We start from the raw sequence: 20,567 nt of genomic DNA on the forward strand, positions 1-20,567 counted from the left end.
ATTATCCGTTTTATGCGGATTCACCAGGTCTCCTTGTTCGGCGCCGCCTGCGCGCTCGCCCTGTCCCTGACCGCTGCCGGCTCCACCGCCGTGCCCGCCGCATCCGCGCCGGCCCGGACCAGCACGCTGGCCCTGGTCCCGCTGGCCGGTCCGCGGGCGGCGGGCACGGTGCTGCTCGGCCTGCCGGCCCGAGCCACCACCGGCTACTCACTGCTCGGCGTCAGCTGGGACGACCCCGCCGCCGAACTGCCCGGCACGGTCCAGGTGCGCACCCGTTCAGCCGGTCGGTGGAGCGGCTGGCAGCAGTTGGCCGCCGATTCCGAGGACCGTCCCGACCGCCCCGAGACCTCCGGTGCGCGCGGCGCCACTGCGCCGCGCTGGGTCGGCCCGAGCGACGGGGTGCAGGTGCGGGTGGTCGGTGACGGGCCGCTGCCGGCCGGCCTGCGGGTCGACCTGGTGGACCCGGGTGACGGCCCGTCGGCCCCCGCGGCCCCGGCGGCGGCCGAGCCCGCCGAGCGTGCGCTGCCGGCGGCGGCCCACCAGGCACCGCGCCCGGGTATCGTCGTGCGGGCCGGCTGGGGCGCGGACGAGTCGCTGCGCAGGCCGGGGTTCGACTACACCGGTGACGTGCGCGCGGTCTTCGTCCACCACACCGACACCGGCAACGACTACCGCTGCTCGGACTCCGCCAAGCTGATCCGGTCGATCTACCAGTACCACGTGCGCTCCAACGGCTGGCGCGACCTGGGCTACAACTTCCTGGTGGACCGCTGCGGGATCATCTTCGAGGGCCGGGCCGGCGGGGTGGCCCGGTCGGTGCTGGGCGCGCACACGCTGGGCTTCAACACCGGCTCGGCGGGGGTGGCCGCGCTCGGCACCTACGTCTCGGGCCCGGTACCGCAGGCCCAGCTGGACGGCATCGCCAAGATCGCCGCCTGGAAGCTCGGGCTCACCGGCCAGGACGCCACCGGCCGCACCATGCTCACCTCGGCGAGCAACGGCAGCCGCTACCCGAGCGGTACCGCGCACACCTTCGACGCCGTCTCCGGCCACCGGGACGCCTTCGACACCGAGTGCCCGGGCAACGCGCTGTTCGCCGAGCTGCCGGCGATCCGCGAACGGGCCGCGCACCTGCAGGGCCGCCGGTAGCGGCCGGTTGTCGGTGGCCCGGGCCAGACTGGTCGGGTGACCGCCCAAGCCCAGGAGCGGGTCTGGCGCCCCGGCTACCCGCTCGACCTGACCCGCACCCTGTTCCCGCTGCGCCGCGGCCCCGCCGACCCGGCCCTGCGCCGCACCCCGGACGGGGCGCTGTGGCGGGCCGCGCGCACCCCGGGCGGCCCGGTGGCGCTGCGGCTGCGCGCGGTCGGCGGCCAGGTGCTGGCGCAGGCCTGGGGGCCGGGCGCCGAGTGGCAGCTGGACCAGCTGCCCGAGCTGCTCGGCGCGGCCGACGACCCGTCAGGCCTGCTGCTGCCGCCCGGCCCGCTGCGCGAGGCCCAGCGGGCCAACCCAGGGCTGCGGCTGTGCCGTACCGGGCTGGTGCTGGACTCGCTGGTACCCGCCATCCTGGAGCAGAAGGTCACCACCGACGAGGCCTACCGCGCCTGGCGCACGCTGCTGCACGCGTTCGGCACCCCCGCCCCGGGGCCGGCCGCCGAGCTGCGGATGCGGGTGGCGCCCTCGGCCCGGGAGTGGGCGCTGATCCCCTCCTGGGAGTGGCACAAGGCCGGCGTCGACCCCAAGCGCTCGGCCACCGTGCTGCGCGCGGTCCGGCTGGCGCCGCGGCTGGAGCAGGCCGCGGGGATGGACCACCTGGCGGCCTACGCCCGGCTCACCGCCGTCCCCGGGATCGGCGAGTGGACCGCCGCGGAGACCATGCAGCGCAGCAACGGGGACGCGGACGCGGTCTCGGTCGGCGACTACCACCTGCCCAACATCGTCGGCTGGGCGCTGGCCGGCCGCCCCCGCTCCTCCGACGCAGACCTGCTCACCCTGCTCGCCCCCTACACCCCGCACCGCCACCGCACCTGCCGCGTGATCGGCCTCACCGGCCTGCGTCCGCCCAAGTACGGCCCCAGGCTGACCCCGAACGACCACCGCGGGCGGTGAGACGCTGCCCTGTGTACACCGTGCTGTGTGTGCTGCGGGCAGGACCGACTCACTGAGCCGCGAGGTCTACCGCAAGCTCTGATCCTGCGTCACCGCACCACCACGAACCCCGACGCGTCCCGCTCGCCCCGCTCCGGCGGGACGGTGGCCGGGCGGCCGACTGCGACGGCGCCCATCGGGTCCCAGTGGGACGGCAGGTCGAGGACCTCGCGGACGGTGTCGCGGCAGAACATCGTGGAGGAGACCCAGGCCGTCCCGTAGCCCTCGCCGCTCAGGGTGACCAGCAGGTTCTGCACCGCGGCCCCGATCGCGACGGTGAACATCTCCCGCTCGGCGGCGGCCCGGCGCGGGTCGGGGTAGGCGTGCGAGCCCTCCATCACCAGGCACGGGACCACCAGGTACGGCGCCCGGCGCAGCACGTCGCCGCGGGCGGTGCGACGGGCGATCCGCTGCTCGTCCCAGCCGTCCAGCTCGCGCAGGTCGCGCTGCCAGGCGGCGAGCATCGCGTCCAGCAGGGCGGTGCGGGCCGCGGCCGACTCCAGCAGCACGAACCGCCACGGCGTGGTGTGGTGCGGGGCCGGCGCGGTCACCGCGGCGGCCACCGCGCGGCGCACCGCCTCGGGGTGCACCGGCTCGTCGCTGAACTCGCGCACGGTGCGCCGCAGGGTCACCGCGGCCCGCACCGCCTCCGAGGTGCCGAGCCGGAACATGTCCTCCTCCAGCGGCCGGATCAGCGGCCCGCTCCCGGCCCCGTCCGCCTCGGAGACCCGCTCGGCCAGGCCCCGGACCACCGCCACCGGGGTGCCGGTGGCCTTGCCCTTGACCAGGTCGCCGGCCGCGGCCAGCTCGTCGGCGATCGCGGTGACGGTCATGCTCAGCTCGTTGCCGTGGCTGTCCCGGGTGCCGCGGTGGTCCAGCAGCACGTCCAGGCCGGCGGCGCCGATCGCCACGTCGGTCAGCCCGGTGCGCCAGGCCCGGCCGAAGGTGTCGGTGACGATCACCGCGACCTGACGCCCGGTCAGCTCGCGGATCCGGGCCCGGATCGCCCGTGCCGAGGCGTCCGGGTCCAGCGGCAGCAGCAGGACGGTGCCGGGCGCGGTGTTGGACGCGTCCACCCCGGCGGCGGCCAGCACCAGGCCCTGGCGGTTCTGCACGATCCGGGTCCGGCCGCGCCGGGCCACCACCCGCACCGCCTCGGCGTCGATCGCCGCCTCTCGGTCGGCGGCGTGCACCAGGCGGCCCTCGGCCTTGCTGACGATCTTCGAGGTGACGACCAGGATGTCGCCGTGCCGCAGCTCGACGGCCTTGGCGATCAGTGCGCCCAGGTCGGCGTCCCGCTCGATCTCGGGCAGCCCCTCGACCGGCAGCAGCTGCAGGCCCGGGGCCGGGGCCGGGTTCATCCGCGCACCTGCTCGGCCAGCTCCAGGGCCGCCCGGGCCATCGCGGCGGTGGCGGCCGGGTCGGTCATCAGCAGCGGGACCGCCCGGCAGGCGATCCCACCGGCCGTCACCCGGTCCACCGCGTCGGCGTCGGCCGGGTCCACCAGCCAGCCGTCCAGCAGCTCGGGGCCGTAGTGCAGCGCGACCGCCGCAGCGGTGGCCTCGACCCCGACCGCGGCCAGCACCTTGTCGGCCATCCCGCGCACCGGCGCGCCGCCGATGATCGGGGACAGGCCGACCACCGGCGCCGGTGCCGCGGCCACCGCCGCCCGGATGCCGGGGACGGCCAGAATGGTGCCGATGCTCACCACCGGGTTGGAGGGCGGGAAGAGGATCACGTCCGCCGCGGCGATCGCCTCCAGCACCCCGGGGCCCGGCTTCGCGGTGTCGGCGCCGACCGGGACGATCGCCTCGGCCGGCAGCTCGGCGTGCAGCCTGACCCAGTACTCCTGGAAGTGGACGGCCCGGCTGCCCTGCTCGTCGGTGATCCGCACGTGGGTCTCGACCCGGTCGTCGCTCATCGGCAGCAGGCGGACCCCCGGCTGCCAGCGGTGGCAGAGCGCCTCGGTCACCGCGCTGAGCGGGTAGCCGGCGGCGAGCATCTGGGTGCGCACGATGTGGGTGGCGAAGTCCTTGTCGCCCAGGCCGAACCAGGACGGCCCGACGCCGTAGGCGGCCAGCTCGGCCTTGACCGCGAAGCTCTCCCCGGCCCGGCCCCAGCCCTGCTCCTCGTGGATGCCGCCGCCCAGGGTGTACATCACGGTGTCGAGGTCGGGGCAGACCTTCAACCCGAAGAGGTGAATGTCGTCACCGGTGTTGCCGATGACGGTGATCTCGTCGCCAGGGGCGACCACGTCCTTGAGCCCGCGCAGGAAGCGGGCCCCGCCGATCCCCCCGGCCAGTGCCACGATACGCATGCGCTCATCCTGCCAGGCGCCGGCGGTGCCGCGGACCGCGCCGGGTGCCCGCTCAGGCCGGCTCTGCGGCCAACTCCGCCACCGCTGCCGCGGGGTGCTGGTTCATCTCGGTGAGGCCGGGGGCGTACAGGTGGATGCTGACCGCGGGCTCCAGCGAGGCGTTGACCACCTCGTGCACGTACCCGGGGGCGAAGACGCGCTGCCCGCCCGGGCGCAGGGTGCGGCCGTCCGCGCCGTCCCGGCCCGGCGAGCGCTCGACCAGCTCGCCCTGAACCACCGTCAGCACACCCGAGGACCCGCCGTGGTCGTGCCGCCCGCTGCTCTGGCCCGGCAGCCAGCTGAGCAGCCAGACCTCGTAGCCGGGCCCGGTCTCCAGCCGCGCGTACCAGCGGGTCAGCGCGTCGTAGCGGACCAGCGGGGCCCAGCGCGCGGTGTCGGCGGCGAGTTCGCGGACCAGGCGGGTGTAGTCGGCCACGGTGCTGGGGTGGCGCGCCGCGTCGGTGCGGGCCAGGTGCGGGAAGGCCAGCGGGTCGCCGGCGATCGAGACGTCGCTCAGGCCGTCGGCCCAGGGGCGCGCGGGCGAGGGCAGTCGGCCGGCCTGCCCGGCGGCGGTGCGGCGGGCGGCCTTGTTGCGGTCGCGGTGGCGCTTGCGGGGGCGGATCGGGCGCATCGGTGGAGTCCTCGCGGTGGAGTCGGCGTGAGCGGCCGGATCCGCGCGGAGCTGCGGCGACGGTATCGGCCTCGGGGTTGCGGGGTAGGCGCGCCGAGACCGGGAAGAAGGGTCCGAGAGGAGGGGGCCGACGCGCCTATCGACAACAGGGGCGACAACACCGGAACAGAGTGCTCGCGGCACGGCGGAGCACGGCCTGGCGGCTCCGCGGGGCGAGGGACTCTGACATGCGGACCAGCAGACAGGTTCGGCAGGCTCCATGTCAAGTCCTCCCTTTACTCCACCAGGGCGACAACTGGGACGAAACGCCTGATCAGGCGATAAGTCAGGCTCTATGTTTCGATGTGCGGATCGCCGGGAAGGCAGGGCGATGACCGGGTTGATCACGGCTCGTGGCGGTGTGTCGGCTGACGCCGCGTCAGCTCGGCCGCTCGCGGTCCCGAGGGCACTGTGGCCCGCGGTGCCGGCGTCGGCAACCGGATCGATCCGTGGAACGTCTCCCCGGGCGGGGGATGCACCCGGTCCGGACCTGCCGTGTGGGCCGCGAGCTGCGGAAAGTCCGTTCTGTCCGGATATGTACACTATTTGTAGTGGCTTGGTTCCGGGGAGTGAATTCGGCAGCCAATACCAGAGCTCGGCTTGACTGAGCCAGAGTGACGCACATGTAATTTCAGTCGTGTCGTTCGGCCGAACCAAGCCGGCGGCCACACGCACGGGGACGCCAAGAGGGGCAGAGGAGGCGCGCCAATGAGCGAGCTCTTTGAGCTGTTGATCGGTGAGGACATCGAAGAGGAAGAGGAGCTCGGCTGGCAGGAGCGCGCGCTGTGCGCCCAGACCGACCCGGAGTCGTTCTTCCCGGAGAAGGGCGGGTCCACCCGCGAGGCCAAGAAAGTCTGCCTCGCCTGTGAGGTGCGCTCCGAATGCCTCGAGTACGCCCTCGCCAACGACGAGCGTTTCGGAATCTGGGGCGGTCTGTCCGAACGCGAACGCCGGCGGCTCAAGAAGAGCGCGGTCTGACCCGTCCGCGCGGGCGCGGTGGCCGGGCTCCAATGCACGGCAGATTGGCATCGACTTTCTTCTTCGCAGAATCTGTGCGGAATCCACCGCGGTTGTGCAAGCGCCTCGCCGGTGCGGCGGGGCGCTTTTGCATATTCACGCGCCCGCCCTCGGCGGGCCGCACACCAGCTGGTTGTCCACAGGTCGGCAGTTGTCCACAGCCGCCGACCGGGTGGCCACCGCCCCAAGGCGAAGCCGTTAGTGTGGTGCGCCACCTGCCGTCCACTCGGAACCGGGGCCTGCGCACTCGATGACTGCCTACAGCCACCAGCACGGCTACCCTGACCAGCCGTCCGCCCCCGCCGTGTCCGGGGGGTTCGGCGGCGGGTCGCGTCCGCCCGCCTACCCGCGCCACCTGGTCACCGCCGTCGTCGTCAGCCATGACGGCGCCCGCTGGCTGCCGCAGGCGTTGGCCGGTCTGCTCGGCCAGGACCGGCAGGTGCAGCGGATCCTCGCGGTGGACACCGGCAGCACCGACACCTCCCCCCAGCTGCTGCGCGACACCCTGGGCGACTGGCTGCCGGAGAGCGGTCCGACCGTGCTCGGCCGGCGGGCCGGCTTCGGCACCGCGGTGGGCGAGGCGGTCTTCAACTCCCCGCCGCTGCGCCCGGAGGACCTGCCCTACAGTCTCGACCCGTCCGGCTACGACCCGGTCACCGGCGGCTGGGACGACTTCGGCGACCCGCTCTCCGCCGAGGACGACGGCCTGCGCTCGGACGGCCCCCGGCAGACCGAGCCGGTCGAGTGGCTCTGGCTCCTGCACGACGACTGCGAGCCGCACACCGACGCGCTGCGCCGGCTGCTCCAGGTCGCCGACACCACCCCCTCGGCCGCCGTGATCGGCCCCAAGCTGCGCAGCTGGTACGACCGCCGCCAGCTGCTGGAGGTCGGCGTCACCATCGCCCGCTCCGGCCGCCGGTGGACCGGCCTGGACCGGCGCGAGCAGGACCAGGGCCAGCACGACCAGGTCCGCCCGGTGCTCGCGGTCTCCACCGCCGGGATGCTGGTCCGCCGCGACGTCTTCGAGCAGCTCGGGGGCTTCGACCGGGCCCTGCCCCTGATGCGCGACGACACCGACTTCTGCTGGCGGGTCAACGCCGCCGGCCACCGCGTGGTGATCGCCCCGGACGCGGTGCTGCGGCACGCCGAGGCGGCCAGCCGCGAGCGCCGCGCGATCGACTGCGCCGCCAACCACCCGCACCGGGTGGACAAGGCCGGCGCGGTCTACACCCTGCTGGCGAACTCGCGCGGCCTGGTCATCCCCTACGTGCTGCTGCGGCTGGTGCTCGGCACCCTGCTGCGGGTGCTGACCAACCTGGTCGGCAAGGACCCGCGCCAGGCCTACGACGAGATCGCCGGCCTGGGCCACGAACTGCTGCGGCTGCCGCGCCTGCTGCTGGCCCGCAAGCGCCGGGCCCGCACCCGCTCGGTCGACCCGCTGGACGACCGCACCCTCTTCCCCCCGCCCGGCGCCACCGCCCGCCTCGCCGTCGAGGGCGTGATCAGCTCGCTGGGCATCGGCGGCTCGGACGACAGCACGGTCGGCCGGCACGGCGGCGCCGGCGAGGCCACCGGCGGTGACGAGGACAACGAGGTCCTGGAGGTCGAGCAGTTCGCCCTGCTCAAGAAGCTGGCCAGGCGCCCGGCGCCGATGCTCTTCGCCGCGCTGCTGGTCTTCGCCCTGCTCGCCGCGCGCGGCCTGCTGGGCAGCGGCTCGCTGCTCGGCGGCGCGCTGCTGCCCGCCGCTGACGGCGCCTCAGGCCTGTGGGACATGTACGCCGGCAGCTGGCACGGCGTCGGCACCGGCAGTACCGCCGCCGCCCCGCCGTACCTCGCGGTGCTCTCGGTCTTCTCCTGGCTGCTCTTCGACCACGCGGACCTCGCGGTCACCCTGCTGCTGATGCTCTCGGTGCCGCTGGCCGCCGTCAGCGCCTACCTGGTCTCGCGCCCGCTGCTCGGCTCCAAGCTGGTGCGGGCCTGGGCCAGCGCGACCTACGCGCTGCTGCCCGCCGCCACCGGCGCGATCGCCCAGGGCCGGCTCGGCACCGCGGTGCTGATGGTGCTGCTGCCCCCGCTGGCCCGGGCCGCCGCGATCGCGGCCGGCCTCGGCATCCGCCGGGAGACGGCCGCCAGGGGTGCCCGGCCCGGCTGGCGGTCCACCTGGATGACGGTGCTGCTGCTCACCCTGTGCACCGCCTTCGTGCCGCTGACCTGGGCCATCGCGGTCCCGCTGACGCTGGCCGCGCTGGTCGCCGCGATACTGCGCGGTGGTGCCTACGGCACCGGGCTGGAGGCGCTTCGGCTGCTCGGCAGCCGGGTCGCCGCGATCCTGGTGCTGCCCGTCGTGGTGCTGGCCCCGTGGTCGTTGCAGGTGCTCGCGCACCCCTCGCGGCTGCTGCTGGAGGCCGGGCTGCCGGTGTTCAGCGGCCCGCGGGCCAGTGCGCTCGGGCTGCTGCTGGCCAACCCCGGCGGTTCCGGCGTGCCGCCCGTCTGGCTCTCGACCGGCGTGGTGCTGGCCGCGCTGGCCGCGCTGCTGCGGGCCGACCGGCGCCGCGCGGTGCTCGCCGCCTGGGCTGCGGCCGGGGCCGGCCTGGTCTTCTCGGTCGCGGTGGCCGGCACCCACGTGACCCCGGCCTCCGGCGGCCTGCCGGTGGCTGCCTGGGCCGGCCCGGCCAGCCTGCTCAGCGGCATCGCGCTGCTGGCCGCCGCCGCGATCGGCGCCGACGGGGCGAACGCCCGGGTGGCCGGGATCGCCTTCGGCTGGCGCCAGCCGGTGGCCGCGCTGGTGGTGGCCGCCGCCGTGCTGGCCCCGCTCGGCACCGCGCTCTGGTGGGCGGTGGGCGGCGCCCAGGGCCCGCTGCGCCGCACCGCCGACGGTCAGGTGCCCGCCTTCATCGCGGTGGAGGCCGGCACCGGCGACCGCGCCCGCACCCTGGTGCTCTCCGGCGACGGCAAGGGCGGCGCGGTCCACTACGCGCTGGTCCGCGGCGCCGGCCTGACCCTGGGTCAGGCCGAGGGCACGGTGGACTCCGGCGGCTCCACCAAGGACGGCGTGACCAAGCTGGTCGGCAGCCTGCTGGCCGGTTCCGGGGCCGACCAGGCCGGTGCGCTGGCCGGCTTCGGCGTGGCCTACGTGGTCGTCAAGGACCCGCTGACCGCCCAGGTGCACGACCAGCTGGACACCACCCCGGGCCTGGTCCGGCTCAGCCAGGACAAGGGCACTTCGATCTGGCAGGTCGCCGGCGTGCCCGCGACCCGGGCCGTGATTACCGCGCCGAACGCGCTGCCGGTGGCCGTGCCGGCCGGCGGCGAGGCGGTGCACACCACGGTGCCGGCGGGTCCGGCCGGCCGGGTGCTGCGGCTGGCCGAGCAGGCCGACCCCGGTTGGCGCGCCACGCTGGACGGCACCGCGCTGACCCCCGTCACGGTGGACGGCTGGGCCCAGGGCTTCCAGCTGCCGGCCGGCGGCGGCGTGCTGGCCGTCACCCGTGTCGTCCCGGTGGCGCACACCGGCTGGATCGGCGCCCAACTGCTGCTCGGCGTGGTGATCCTGGTGCTCGCGCTGCCCGGTCGCCGCAACACCAGGGACGACGACCTGCCCGAGGAGGTGGTGGCCGCCGCCGCGCTGGCCGCCCAGGCGCAGGCCCAGGCGCCGATCCCCGGCAGCCGCCGGGCCCGCCGGATGGCCGAACGCGGCGAGGGCGGCGAGGGCGCGGAGGCGGACGAGGACCTCGAGCCCGGCGTCTACGGCGCCACCCCCGGCATCCCGGCCCAGCCGGGCAGCGAGGCCTACCCGGGCGCCGAGCAGCCGGTGCTCCACCAGGACCCGTACGCCCAGGACGGCTACGCCGAGGACTACCAGCAGGCCGATCCCTACAGCTACGACCCGTACGCCGCCCAGCAGTCCTACCAGACCTATGCCGCGGCCCAGCCCGAGGCCGGCCAGTACGCCGACCAGTCGCAGTCGCAGTACGGCGACCAGGGGCAGTACGCCGAGCAGTCGCAGTACGGCGACCAGGGGCAGTACGCCGAGCAGTCGCAGTACGGCGGCCAGGGGCACTACGCCGAGCAGTCGCAGTACGCCGAGCAGCCGCAGTACGGCGACCAGTCGCCCTACTCGGAGCAGGCGGGTTACCCGGAGCAGTCGCAGTACCGCGACCAGGGGCACTACGGCGAGCAGCAGTCCTACCCGGCCGCCGACCCGTACGCCGGCGACTACCCGACGGACCCGTACGCGCCCGGCTACGGCTACCAGGGCCAGGGTCAGCAGGACCACGGCCAGGGCCAGGCACACGGGCAGGACCAGGGCCACGGCGAGCCGCAACCCTGGCTGCCGGGTCAGTCCGGCCCCTACGACCCGCAGGACCCCGGCTACGGCAGCCACCCGCACCACGACGGAGCTGACCCGCGATGAAGAAGATCCCCAGCCTCTCGCTCGACCGGGTCAGCGCGATGGCCCGCTCCGCCGACCCCGGCACCGGCGGTGCCGGCGGCGGGCGGACCGGCCGCTCGCTGCTGGCCTGCGTCGCCGTGCTGGCCGTGGTGTTCGGGGTGGCCGAGCTGCGCCCGCCCGCCGCCGCCAGCTCCGCGGCCACCGGTGCGCCCACCGCCGCCCAGGTGGAGCGGACCGCCGCGGTCTGCCCGCAGCCGATGCAGGGCCTGAGCGGCACCACCCAGCTGACCGCCTTCACCCCGGGCACCGGCGGTACCGCCCCCGGCGGCACCGCCACGGTGCGCGACATCACGCCGCAGGCCTTCGCCGCCCCCGCTGCCCCGGCCGCGCCCAGCGGCTCCCCGGCCAGTGGCTCACCCGCCCCCAGCGGCTCCCCGGCCGGCTCGGCTCCCGCCCAGCAGCAGGTGAGCGACGCCCGGATCAGCCTGGCCAAGCCGGGCACCCCGGTCAGCGCCCAGGCCGCGGCGACCGACACCGCGGCCGGCACCTTCGCAGTGGCCACCGGCGCCTACGCCCCCGGCTTCACCGTCACCCAGACCACCACCATCACCGACCAGCGCGGCATGGGCGTCTCCGGCGTGACCTGCGTGCCCTCCGGCACCCACTTCTGGTTCGCCGGCGCCAGCACCAGCGGTGACCGCAAGGACTACCTGAGCCTGAACGACGCCGAGCCCACCGCCGCCGTGGTCGACGTCCACCTGTACGGCGACAAGGGCCCGATCGACACCGGCGACGCCGGTACCGGCATCAAGGTCGACCCCGGCACCTCGCTCTCGGTGCTGCTGTCGAGCCTGACCGTCCAGCAGAACAGCGACCTGGCGGTCGAGGTGACGGTGCGCAGCGGCCGCCTGGGCGTCTACCTGCACGCGGCCGACGGATCGGCCGGCACCGACTGGATCCCCGCCTCGGTGAACCCGGCGCCCACCGTGGTGCTGCCCGGTCTGCCCGCCGACCTGTCCGGTGCCCGGCTGATCGTGGCCGCCCCCCGCGGTGACGACGACGCGGACCTGAAGATCCAGCTCTCCGGCCCGAACGGCTGGTTCGTCCCCGCCGGCCACGAGTCGATCCACGTCAAGGCCGGCATGGTGGCCGCGGTCGACCTGGACCAGACGACCCACCAGCAGATCTCCGCGCTGCGGCTGACGCCCAGTGACCCGAGCCACGCCACCCCGGTGCTGGCCACCGTGCGGATCAACCGGGCCAACGGCTCCAAGTCCGACGCCGCCTGGGTCACCGGAACCGCCCCGGTCGGCAAGCGCGCCTCGGTGGCCGACGCCCGCGCCGGCGGCAGCACCACGCTGCTGCTCACCGCCACGGGTGACAGCGCCGCGAGCGTTCGAGTGACGGCCTCGGCCGGCTCCGGCGGCGGCACCCCCGCCACCAAGGACGTGGACATCCCGGCGGGCAGCACGGTCTCGCTCCCCGCGCCGGAGCCCGGCGGTGGCAGCGGCAACTTCGGCCTGACGGTGGAGACGGTGAAGGGCGGGCCGGTGGTGGCGGCCCGGATGCTGGCGCTGACCACCAAGGACGTGCCGATGTTCACCGTCCAGACCCTGCAGGACGACCACAGCTTCGTGCAGGTCCCGCCCGCGGCGCCCGATCCGGGCCTGCTGGTGCACTGAGGCCGGTCCGGGGCGACGGCCGGTGAGTGGCCGGCCGACGTCCCGTCAGTCGACCTGCCGTCAGCCAACGCCCGGTCAGTCGACGCCCGGTCAGTCCTCGTCGTAGCGCGGGTCGATCGCGTCGGGGGAGAGGCCGAGCAGCTCGGCCACCTGCTCGATCATGATCTCGTGCACCAGGGCCGCCCGGTCCTCCCGGCTCTTGGCCCGGATCTCCACCGGCCGGCGGTACACGGTGATCCGGCTGCGGTGCCCCTGCGCGGCCGGGACCACCCGGCCCAGCGGCACCCCCGCACCGTCCGGCAGCGGCGACTCGGGGTCCTCGTCGGGTACCTCGGTGACCTCGAACTCCACGTCGATCAACTGCGGCCAGCGGCGCTCCAGCCGTTCGACCGACTCGCGCACGTAGTCCTCGAACAGCTCGGACCGGCTCAGCGAGAGCGGCACCTGCGGCGGCGCCAGCGGTCCGCGCAGGCCACGGCCGTGCCGGTCGCGGCGCCGGGGGCGCGGCGGTCCGGCCGGGGCGGGGTCGGCCGGCGGTTGGGGTGCGGAGCTGTCCATATCAACACGAGCGTAGTCCTTGGAGGCCAGGAAATGGACCACACGAACACGGTTGCGGGCGCGCTCCCACGCGACACGCGGCAGCATCCCCCGGGTGGTCTTAGCGAGCTGGGCCCGGGTGCGGTACCGTCCACCCTCGTGAGCCCTGTACGTCGTTGTTCGCGGACCGCGTGCGGCCGACCGGCCGTGGCGACGCTGACGTACGTGTACGCCGATTCCACCGCCGTCCTGGGCCCCCTCGCCACCTACGCCGAGCCGCACTGCTACGACCTGTGCGCCGAGCACGCCGAGCGGCTGACCGCCCCGCGCGGCTGGGAGGTGGTCCGGCTCGCCACCGACACCGGACCGCTGCGCCGCAGCAGCGACGACCTGGAGGCGCTGGCCAATGCCGTCCGCGAGGCGGCCCGCCCGCAGGAGCGCGGCCCGCGCCCGGTCCGCGGCGCCGGGAGCGACCCGGCCGAGGTAGGCCGCCGCGGCCACCTGCGGGTGCTCCGCTCGCCCGAGAACTGACGCAGTCCCAGCAAGAATCGACACCCCCGCTCCGCAACCCGACCGCGGAGCGACAACCGCGCGTTCCCGAGCGGTCACGCGCATTGGGTACGCTGCTGCCCTCTCGGTCGTGCACCCTCAGGGACTCACCCGCACCCGAGCCGACAGACCGTGACCGAGGGCGTCGAAGCCCGATCCAGAACACACCAAGGTGGAGCCGCAGTGCGCGACCTCAAGCAGCTCGTGAAGGCGTACGACGTCCGAGGCGTCGTCCCGGACCAGTGGGACGAGAGCCTCTCCCGTGCCTTCGGCGCCGCATTCGTGCAGGTCACCGGCGCGACCGCGATCGTGGTCGGCCACGACATGCGCCCGTCCTCGCCGAGCCTGACGCGTGCCTTCGCCGAGGGCGCGGCCGCCCGCGGCGCCGACGTCACCGAGATCGGGCTGTGCTCCACCGACCAGCTCTACTACGCCAGCGGCAAGCTCGACCTGCCCGGCGCGATGTTCACCGCCAGCCACAACCCGGCGCAGTACAACGGCATCAAGATGTGCCGCAAGGGTGCGGCCCCGGTCGGCGAGGACACCGGCCTGGCCGACATCCGCGAGCTGGTGCAGAGCTGGCTGAACGAGGACGGCAGCGTCTCCGTCCCGACCGTCGAGGGCGTCACCGAGGGCAAGCTGACCCAGCAGGACACCCTGCAGGGCTACACCGACCACCTGCGCGGCCTGGTCGACCTGTCGGGCATCCGTCCGCTCAAGGTCGCGGTGGACGCGGGCAACGGCATGGGCGGCCACACCGTGCCGACCGTCTTCGACGGCCTGCCGCTGGACGTCGTCCCGATGTACTTCGAGCTGGACGGCACCTTCCCGAACCACGAGGCCAACCCGCTCGACCCGAAGAACCTGGTCGACCTGCAGGCCAAGGTGAGGGAGGTCGGCGCCGACATCGGCCTGGCCTTCGACGGCGACGCCGACCGCTGCTTCGTGATCGACGAGCGCGGCGAGCCGGTCTCCCCGTCCGCGATCACCGCCCTGGTCGCGGTCCGCGAGCTGGCCCGCGCCAAGGCGGCCGGCGAGGAGAACGCCACCATCATCCACAACCTGATCACCTCCTGGACCGTCCCCGAGGTGGTCGCCGAGCACGGCGGCAAGGCCGTGCGCACCCGGGTCGGCCACTCCTTCATCAAGCAGCGGATGGCCGAGACCGACGCGATCTTCGGTGGCGAGCACTCCGCGCACTACTACTTCCGCGACTTCTGGCGGGCCGACACCGGCATGCTGGCCGCGCTGCACGTGCTCGCCGCGCTCGGCGGCCAGCCGGGCACGCTGTCCGCGCTGACCGAGGAGTACGACCGCTACGCCGCCTCCGGCGAGATCAACAGCGAGGTCGCCGACCAGGCCGCCAAGACCGCCGAGGTCAAGGCCGCCTACGGCAGCGGCGAGGGCGTCAGCGTCGACGAGCTGGACGGTCTGACGGTCGCGGGCGCCGACTGGTGGTTCAACCTGCGCGCCTCCAACACCGAGCCGCTGCTGCGCCTGAACGTCGAGGCCAAGGACCCGGCCCGGATGGCCGAGCTGCGCGACGCGGTGCTGGCGATCGTCCGCGCCTGACCTGCGCCCCCGGCGCGCCTGACCCCGCGCCTGGACGACGCACCGCGCGCCCCGGCCGGTAGGGTACCTACCGGCCGGGGCGCCGTCATGTCCCGCTCGACCCACGGAGATGCTGACGATGACGCTGGAACCCTTCCTGCTGGAGATCCTGGTCTGCCCGCGCTGCCACGCCAAGCTGAGCGAGCGCAGCGAGGACGGCAACGCGGAGCTGGTCTGCACCGGCGCCGACTGCGGCCTGATCTACGAGATCCGCGACGGCATCCCGCTGCTGCTGGTGGACGAGGCCCGCCACCCCGCCTGACCCTGTCTGATCCCGCCTGAACCGGCCACAGCCCGGCGCCCCCAGGAGGCCAGCCGCATGCTCGACGACAGTCTGCTCGACGACCCGGCCGCCCTGGCGCGCGCCGACCGCGACCACGCCCTGCTCGCCCTGGCCGGCGCCGGCGCCCGGGTGCGCACCGCGCTGCGCCTGGCCGAGCCCGCTCTCGCCCAGCTGCGCCCCGAGGGCCGCCCCCGGGCGGTGCTGGTGGCCGGCCACGGCGCGGCGCTGACGGCTGGTCAGGTGCTCGGCGCGCTGGCCGGCGGGTCCATCCTGGTGCACCCGCTGGCTGCCGCCGACGCGCTGCCCAGCGACCCGATCAGCGCCGGGTTCGGCTGGCAACTGCCGGGCTGGGCAGGACCGTTGGACTTGGTGGTCGCGGTCAGTTCGACCGGCGTCGAGGACGGCCTGATCCGGCTGGTCGAACAGGCCTACGCGCGCGGCTGCGCCATCGCCGTGCTCGCCCCCGAGGACCGCCCGCTGGCCGAGGCCGCCCAGCAGGTGCGCGCGCTCCCACTGCCGTACGTGCCCGCGGCGATCGAGGAGCCGACCGGCCCGGAACCGGAGGCCGACCTGCCGGCCGAGGACCCGGCCCTGTTCTGGGCCGTGCTGGCCCCGCTGCTGGCACTCGCCGACCGGATCGGCGTGCTGCGCCTGGGCGAGGGCGAACTGCCGGGCCTGGCCGACCTGCTCGACGAGCTCGCGGTCGGCTTCCGCCCGGACGCCGCCGCCTATCTCAACCCCGCCAAGGGCCTGGCCGCCCAGCTGGCCGACACCGTCCCGCTGCTGTGGGGCGAGGGCGAGCCGGCCGCGGTGGCCGCCGAGCGGTTCGCCGCGATGCTGGCCGACCGGGCCGGCAGCCCCGCCGTCACCGGGCGGCTGCCGCAGGCGCTCAGCAGCCACCGCGGCATGTTCACCGGGCGGTTGGGGGCCGGTGCCGACCCGGACGACTTCTTCCGGGACCGGGTGGACGAGGCGGAGGCGCTCACCCTGCAGGTGCTGCTGCTGCGGCACACCCCGCAGCAGCCCGACAGCGACCCGACCGAGCCCGCCCCGGCGGCCCACCCGGTCCGCCGGGCCCGCCGGCTGGCCGCCGACCACGAGGTGCGGCTGACCGAGTTCGCCGGCACCCGCCCCGGGCAGCTGGCCGCGCTGGCCGAACTGGTCGTGCTGACCGACTTCGCCGCCGTCTACCTGGGACTGGCCACCGGCACCGAGCACTGACGGTTGCCCCGAGGTTCGCCCGGGGGTGTCTTTCCGATCCCCCCGGGGGTCGCCGGCGGGGCACCTCCCGGCCGAAAGCCGGGGGAGACGCCCGCTGATCCGACGTGTTCCGAAAGACACCCCCCAGGTCGGCTAGGGTCACCCCAGACACGCCCGACCGAGAACAGGAGCAGGCCCCGCCATGGACCGCCTCGCCAACACCGTCCGCCCGTACGCCTGGGGCTCGACCACCGCGATCCCGGCGCTGCTCGGCACGCCGGCCACCGGTGAGCCGCAGGCCGAGCTCTGGCTGGGCGCCCACCCCGGCGACTCCTCCCGGGTGGACCGCGGCGACGGTCCGGTCGAGCTCGCCGCGGTGATCGCCGCCGACCCGGTCGGCGAGCTGGGCGAGGCCGCCGTCGCGCACTTCGGCCCCACCCTGCCGTTCCTGCTCAAGGTGCTGGCGGCCGAGCTGCCGCTCTCGCTCCAGGTGCACCCCACCCGGGAGCAGGCCCAGCAGGGCTTCGCCGCCGAGGAGGCCGCCGGGATCCCGGTCGAGGCCGGCCACCGCAACTACAAGGACGCCAACCACAAGCCCGAACTCATCTGCGCGCTGGAGGACTTCGACGGCCTCTGCGGTTTCCGCGAGCCGCTCGGCACGGCCGCGCTGATGGAGGAGCTGGCGGTGCCGGGCCTGGCGCCGCTGATCGACCTGCTGCGCACCAAGCCGGCCGAGCAGGCGCTGCGCGAGACCCTGGTCACCGTGCTCGCCGCCGACCCGCTGGTGGTCGAGGCCACCGTGGCCGAGCTGGCCCAGGCACTGGCCGACAAGCTGGCCGCCGAGCCCGAGTCGCCCAACGCCCCGGCCTGGGCGGGCTACGCGCACTGCGCCCGGCACTTCCCCGGCGACCCGGGCGTGCTGGCCGCGCTGCTGTTCAACTTCGTCCGGCTGCGCGCCGGCGAGGCGCTCTACCTGGGCGCCGGTGTGCCGCACGCCTACCTCAACGGCACCGGCGTGGAGATCATGGCCAACTCCGACAACGTGCTGCGCTGCGGACTGACGCCCAAGCACGTGGACGTGCCGGAGCTGCTCAAGGTGGTCCGGTTCGAGGCGGGCGAGGCCGAGGTGCTGCGCCCGGTGGCCGGTGCGGACGGCGAGGAGCTCTTCCCGGTCCCGATCGACGAGTTCCGCCTGTCCCGGTTCGAGCTGACCGCCGACGCCCCGCAGCGCCGGGTGGACGGCCGCACCGCGCAGATCCTGCTCTGCACCGAGGGCACCGTGCTGCTGACCGACGCGGCCGGCGAGAAGCTGGAGCTGGCCAAGGGCCAGTCCGCCTTCCTGCCTGCCACCGGCTCCGGCACCGAACTCTCCGGCGAGGGCGTGCTGTTCCGGGCCACCGTCACCCTCTGAACCCATCCCGGCTTTCCCCAGAAACCGATTGCAGAAGGAGCGAACCGAGTTGAGCGCCGAAGGCGGTACCAAGGCCCTGATCGCGGCACTGAGCGCCAACTTGGCGATCGCGGTCAGCAAGTTCACCGCCTTCGCGTTCACCGGCTCCTCCTCGATGCTGGCCGAGGGGGTGCACTCGGTGGCCGACTCCGGCAACCAGGTGCTGCTGCTGATCGGCGGCAAGCGGGCGGCCCGCGAGGCCGACGAGGAGCACCCGTTCGGCTACGGCCGCGAGCGCTACCTCTACGGCTTCCTGGTCTCCGTCGTGCTGTTCAGCGTCGGCGGGCTGTTCGCCCTCTACGAGGGCGTGGACAAGATCCGCCACCCGCACGAACTGCACGGCTGGTACTGGGCGGTGGGCGTGCTGGTGTTCGCCGTCGCGATGGAGGGCTGGTCGTTCGCCACCGCCTTCCGGGAGGCCGGCCGGGACAAGGGCCGGCTCAGCTGGGTCGGCTACATCCGCCGGGCCAAGGCCCCCGAGCTGCCGGTGGTGCTGCTGGAGGACGCCGGCGCTCTGGTCGGCCTGGTGCTGGCCCTGCTCGGCGTCGGCCTGACGGTGCTCACCGGCAGCGGGGTCTGGGACGGGGCCGCCACGGTGGCCATCGGCCTGCTGCTCGCCACCATCGCGGTGGTCCTGGCCCTGGAGACCAAGTCGCTGCTGATCGGGGAGAGCGCCGACCCGGTGATGGTGCGCCGGATCCGCGAAGTGCTGCTGGCCGACGGATCGATCACCTCGGTGATCCACCTGCGCACCCTGCACGTCGGTCCCGAGGAGCTGCTGGTCGCGGCGAAGATCGGGGTGCACCCCGAGGAGACCGCCGAGCAGATCGCCCGCACCATCGACGCGGCCGAGGAGCGGATGCGCGCTGCCGTCCCGATCGCCCGCGCGGTGTACCTGGAGCCGGACGTCTACTCCGCGGCCAAGGCGGCGGCCGGCCCCGACCCGGAGGCCACCCCGGGCGGCCCCGGGCGCGCCTCGCACTGAACCGCCGCGCGGTCCGGACCGGTTGTTGTAGATTCGTCACCAGTGCCAAACGTCGCTGCTGATGGCGGTCGGTCCGAGCCGCGTGCCCGGGTCGAGGGAGAGAGGTCCTCCGACGGATTGTGCCGCAGCAGCAGGGCGTCCGCCGTCGGTGAGCCGCTCTGCCGCCGAGCACACCCGTACGCAGCAGGCCCACGCAGCGAGGAGTTTCCCGCATGTCGTCCAACCTCAACGGTGACTTCAAGGTCGCCGACCTCTCCCAGGCCCCGTTCGGCCGCAAGGAGATCCAGCTCGCCGAGCACGAGATGCCCGGCCTGATGTCGATCCGCAAGGAGTACGCGGCCAGCCGCCCGCTGGCCGGTGCCCGGATCACCGGTTCGCTGCACATGACCGTGCAGACCGCCGTGCTGATCGAGACCCTGGTCGCGCTGGGCGCCGAGGTCCGCTGGTGCTCCTGCAACATCTTCTCCACCCAGGACCACGCCGCCGCGGCGATCGCGGTCGGCCCCGAGGGCACCGTGGAGAACCCCGCCGGCGTCCCGGTCTTCGCCTGGAAGGGCGAGACCCTGGAGGAGTACTGGTGGTGCACCGAGCAGGCGCTCACCTGGCCGGACGGCCAGACCCCGAACATGATCCTGGACGACGGCGGTGACGCCACCCTGCTGATCCACAAGGGCGTCGAGTTCGAGAAGGCCGGCGCCGCGCCGGACCCGTCGACCGCCGACAACGACGAGTTCCGGATCATCCTGGAGCTGCTCAACCGCACCCTGGTCGAGTCGCCGCAGAAGTGGACCGAGGTCGCCGCCACCATCAAGGGCGTCACCGAGGAGACCACCACCGGCGTGCACCGCCTGTACGAGATGCACCGGGACGGCAAGCTGCTCTTCCCGGCGATCAACGTCAACGACGCCGTCACCAAGTCGAAGTTCGACAACAAGTACGGCTGCCGCCACTCGCTGATCGACGGCATCAACCGCGCCACCGACGTGCTGATCGGCGGCAAGGTCGCGGTCGTCTGCGGCTACGGCGACGTGGGCAAGGGCTGCGCCGAGTCGCTGCGCGGCCAGGGCGCCCGGGTCATCATCACCGAGATCGACCCGATCTGCGCGCTGCAGGCCGCGATGGACGGCTACCAGGTCACCACCCTGGAGGACGTCGTCTCGATCGCCGACATCTTCATCACCACCACGGGCAACAAGGACATCATCCTTGCCTCGCACATGGAGCAGATGAAGCACCAGGCCATCGTCGGCAACATCGGCCACTTCGACAACGAGATCGACATGGCCGGCCTCGCCGCGCTGCCCGGCGTGGTGAAGACCGAGGTCAAGCCGCAGGTCCACGAGTGGCGCAAGGCCGACGGCAAGACGATCATCGTGCTCTCCGAGGGCCGGCTGCTGAATCTGGGCAACGCGACCGGGCACCCGTCCTTCGTGATGTCCAACTCCTTCGCCAACCAGACGATCGCCCAGATCGAGCTGTTCACCAAGACCGAGCAGTACCCGGTCGGCGTCTACGTGCTCCCCAAGCACCTGGACGAGAAGGTGGCCCGCCTCCACCTGGACGCGCTCGGCGTCAAGCTCACCACCCTGACCCAGAGCCAGGCCGACTACATCGGCGTCCCGGTCGAGGGCCCGTACAAGGCGGAGCAGTACCGGTACTGACCTCCCGTCAACCGACTGCGGGCCGGGG

16 protein-coding genes are annotated in these 20,567 nt (G+C 74.2%); 12 read left to right on the top strand and 4 right to left on the bottom strand.

The window, feature by feature from the left end; translation table 11 throughout:
• The first annotated feature begins 12 nt into the window (after positions 1-12).
• Both C7C46_RS18500 and C7C46_RS18505 read left to right on the top strand, forming a co-directional pair.
• Positions 13-1,149 (top strand): peptidoglycan recognition protein family protein, encoded by a 1,137-nt coding sequence (locus C7C46_RS18500; protein WP_110670966.1) that lies wholly within the window; start codon positions 13-15, stop codon positions 1,147-1,149.
• Positions 1,150-1,185: 36 nt separating this feature from the next.
• A complete protein-coding gene (locus C7C46_RS18505) occupies positions 1,186-2,106 on the top strand; it encodes a DNA-3-methyladenine glycosylase family protein (protein WP_110670967.1) in 921 nt (306 codons plus the stop codon).
• A gap of 89 nt (positions 2,107-2,195) precedes the next feature.
• On the opposite strand, the gene C7C46_RS18510 is transcribed toward C7C46_RS18505, so the two are convergent.
• The 3 genes from C7C46_RS18510 to C7C46_RS18520 are packed head-to-tail and all read right to left on the bottom strand — an operon-like array spanning position 2,196 to position 5,132.
• A complete protein-coding gene (locus C7C46_RS18510) occupies positions 2,196-3,506 on the bottom strand; it encodes a coenzyme F420-0:L-glutamate ligase (protein ID WP_110670968.1) in 1,311 nt (436 codons plus the stop codon).
• A complete protein-coding gene (cofD, locus tag C7C46_RS18515; RefSeq protein WP_110670969.1) occupies positions 3,503-4,462 on the bottom strand; it encodes a 2-phospho-L-lactate transferase in 960 nt (319 codons plus the stop codon). The genes C7C46_RS18510 and cofD overlap by 4 nt, the downstream gene beginning before the upstream one ends.
• Before the next feature lie 52 nt (positions 4,463-4,514).
• A complete protein-coding gene (locus C7C46_RS18520; RefSeq protein ID WP_110670970.1) occupies positions 4,515-5,132 on the bottom strand; it encodes a cysteine dioxygenase in 618 nt (205 codons plus the stop codon).
• 747 nt (positions 5,133-5,879) lie between these two features.
• On the opposite strand from C7C46_RS18520, the gene C7C46_RS18525 reads away from it, so the two are divergent.
• The 3 genes from C7C46_RS18525 to C7C46_RS18535 all read left to right on the top strand — a co-directional run bounded on the left by C7C46_RS18525 (position 5,880) and on the right by C7C46_RS18535 (position 12,263).
• Positions 5,880-6,149 carry a WhiB family transcriptional regulator gene (locus C7C46_RS18525; protein ID WP_035848588.1) on the top strand — a complete coding sequence of 90 codons (270 nt, stop codon included), beginning with the start codon at positions 5,880-5,882 and terminating at the stop codon, positions 6,147-6,149.
• Positions 6,150-6,438: 289 nt separating this feature from the next.
• Complete coding sequence (locus C7C46_RS18530) at positions 6,439-10,602, top strand: glycosyltransferase family 2 protein (protein WP_110670971.1); 4,164 nt, start codon at positions 6,439-6,441, stop codon at positions 10,600-10,602.
• Positions 10,599-12,263 (top strand): DUF5719 family protein, encoded by a 1,665-nt coding sequence (locus C7C46_RS18535; RefSeq protein WP_110670972.1) that lies wholly within the window; start codon positions 10,599-10,601, stop codon positions 12,261-12,263. Before C7C46_RS18530 ends, C7C46_RS18535 begins: the two co-directional genes overlap by 4 nt.
• 90 nt (positions 12,264-12,353) lie before the next feature.
• On the opposite strand, the gene C7C46_RS18540 is transcribed toward C7C46_RS18535, so the two are convergent.
• Positions 12,354-12,821, bottom strand: a complete 468-nt coding sequence (locus C7C46_RS18540) for a metallopeptidase family protein (RefSeq protein WP_110670973.1) — start codon at positions 12,819-12,821, stop codon at positions 12,354-12,356.
• A 138-nt stretch (positions 12,822-12,959) separates the two neighbouring features.
• Between C7C46_RS18540 and C7C46_RS18545 the strand changes: the two genes are divergently transcribed.
• The 7 genes from C7C46_RS18545 (at position 12,960) to ahcY (ending at position 20,539) form a co-directional block, all read left to right on the top strand.
• Positions 12,960-13,331: a DUF3499 domain-containing protein gene (locus C7C46_RS18545; protein ID WP_425470092.1), complete on the top strand. Its 372-nt coding sequence runs from the start codon at positions 12,960-12,962 to the stop codon at positions 13,329-13,331.
• Between the two features lie 201 nt (positions 13,332-13,532).
• Positions 13,533-14,921: a phosphomannomutase/phosphoglucomutase gene (locus tag C7C46_RS18550; protein ID WP_110670975.1), complete on the top strand. Its 1,389-nt coding sequence runs from the start codon at positions 13,533-13,535 to the stop codon at positions 14,919-14,921.
• 118 nt (positions 14,922-15,039) lie between these two features.
• Entirely contained in the window at positions 15,040-15,222 is a 183-nt protein-coding gene (locus C7C46_RS18555) for a Trm112 family protein (RefSeq protein ID WP_110670991.1), read from the top strand.
• A 57-nt stretch (positions 15,223-15,279) separates the two neighbouring features.
• Positions 15,280-16,464 carry an SIS domain-containing protein gene (locus C7C46_RS18560; RefSeq protein WP_110670976.1) on the top strand — a complete coding sequence of 395 codons (1,185 nt, stop codon included), beginning with the start codon at positions 15,280-15,282 and terminating at the stop codon, positions 16,462-16,464.
• 181 nt (positions 16,465-16,645) lie between these two features.
• Positions 16,646-17,854 (top strand): mannose-6-phosphate isomerase, class I, encoded by a 1,209-nt coding sequence (gene manA, locus C7C46_RS18565; protein ID WP_110670977.1) that lies wholly within the window; start codon positions 16,646-16,648, stop codon positions 17,852-17,854.
• 49 nt (positions 17,855-17,903) lie between these two features.
• Positions 17,904-18,878, top strand: coding sequence for a cation diffusion facilitator family transporter (locus C7C46_RS18570; protein WP_110670978.1), 975 nt, complete (start codon positions 17,904-17,906; stop codon positions 18,876-18,878).
• A 212-nt stretch (positions 18,879-19,090) separates the two neighbouring features.
• On the top strand, positions 19,091-20,539 hold the full coding sequence (ahcY, locus tag C7C46_RS18575; RefSeq protein ID WP_110670979.1) for an adenosylhomocysteinase: 1,449 nt from the start codon (positions 19,091-19,093) through the stop codon (positions 20,537-20,539).
• Positions 20,540-20,567 lie beyond the last annotated feature (28 nt).

The sequence above is a fragment of the Streptomyces tateyamensis genome (genome assembly GCF_003205575.1).
Classification (GTDB): domain Bacteria; phylum Actinomycetota; class Actinomycetes; order Streptomycetales; family Streptomycetaceae; genus Kitasatospora; species Kitasatospora tateyamensis.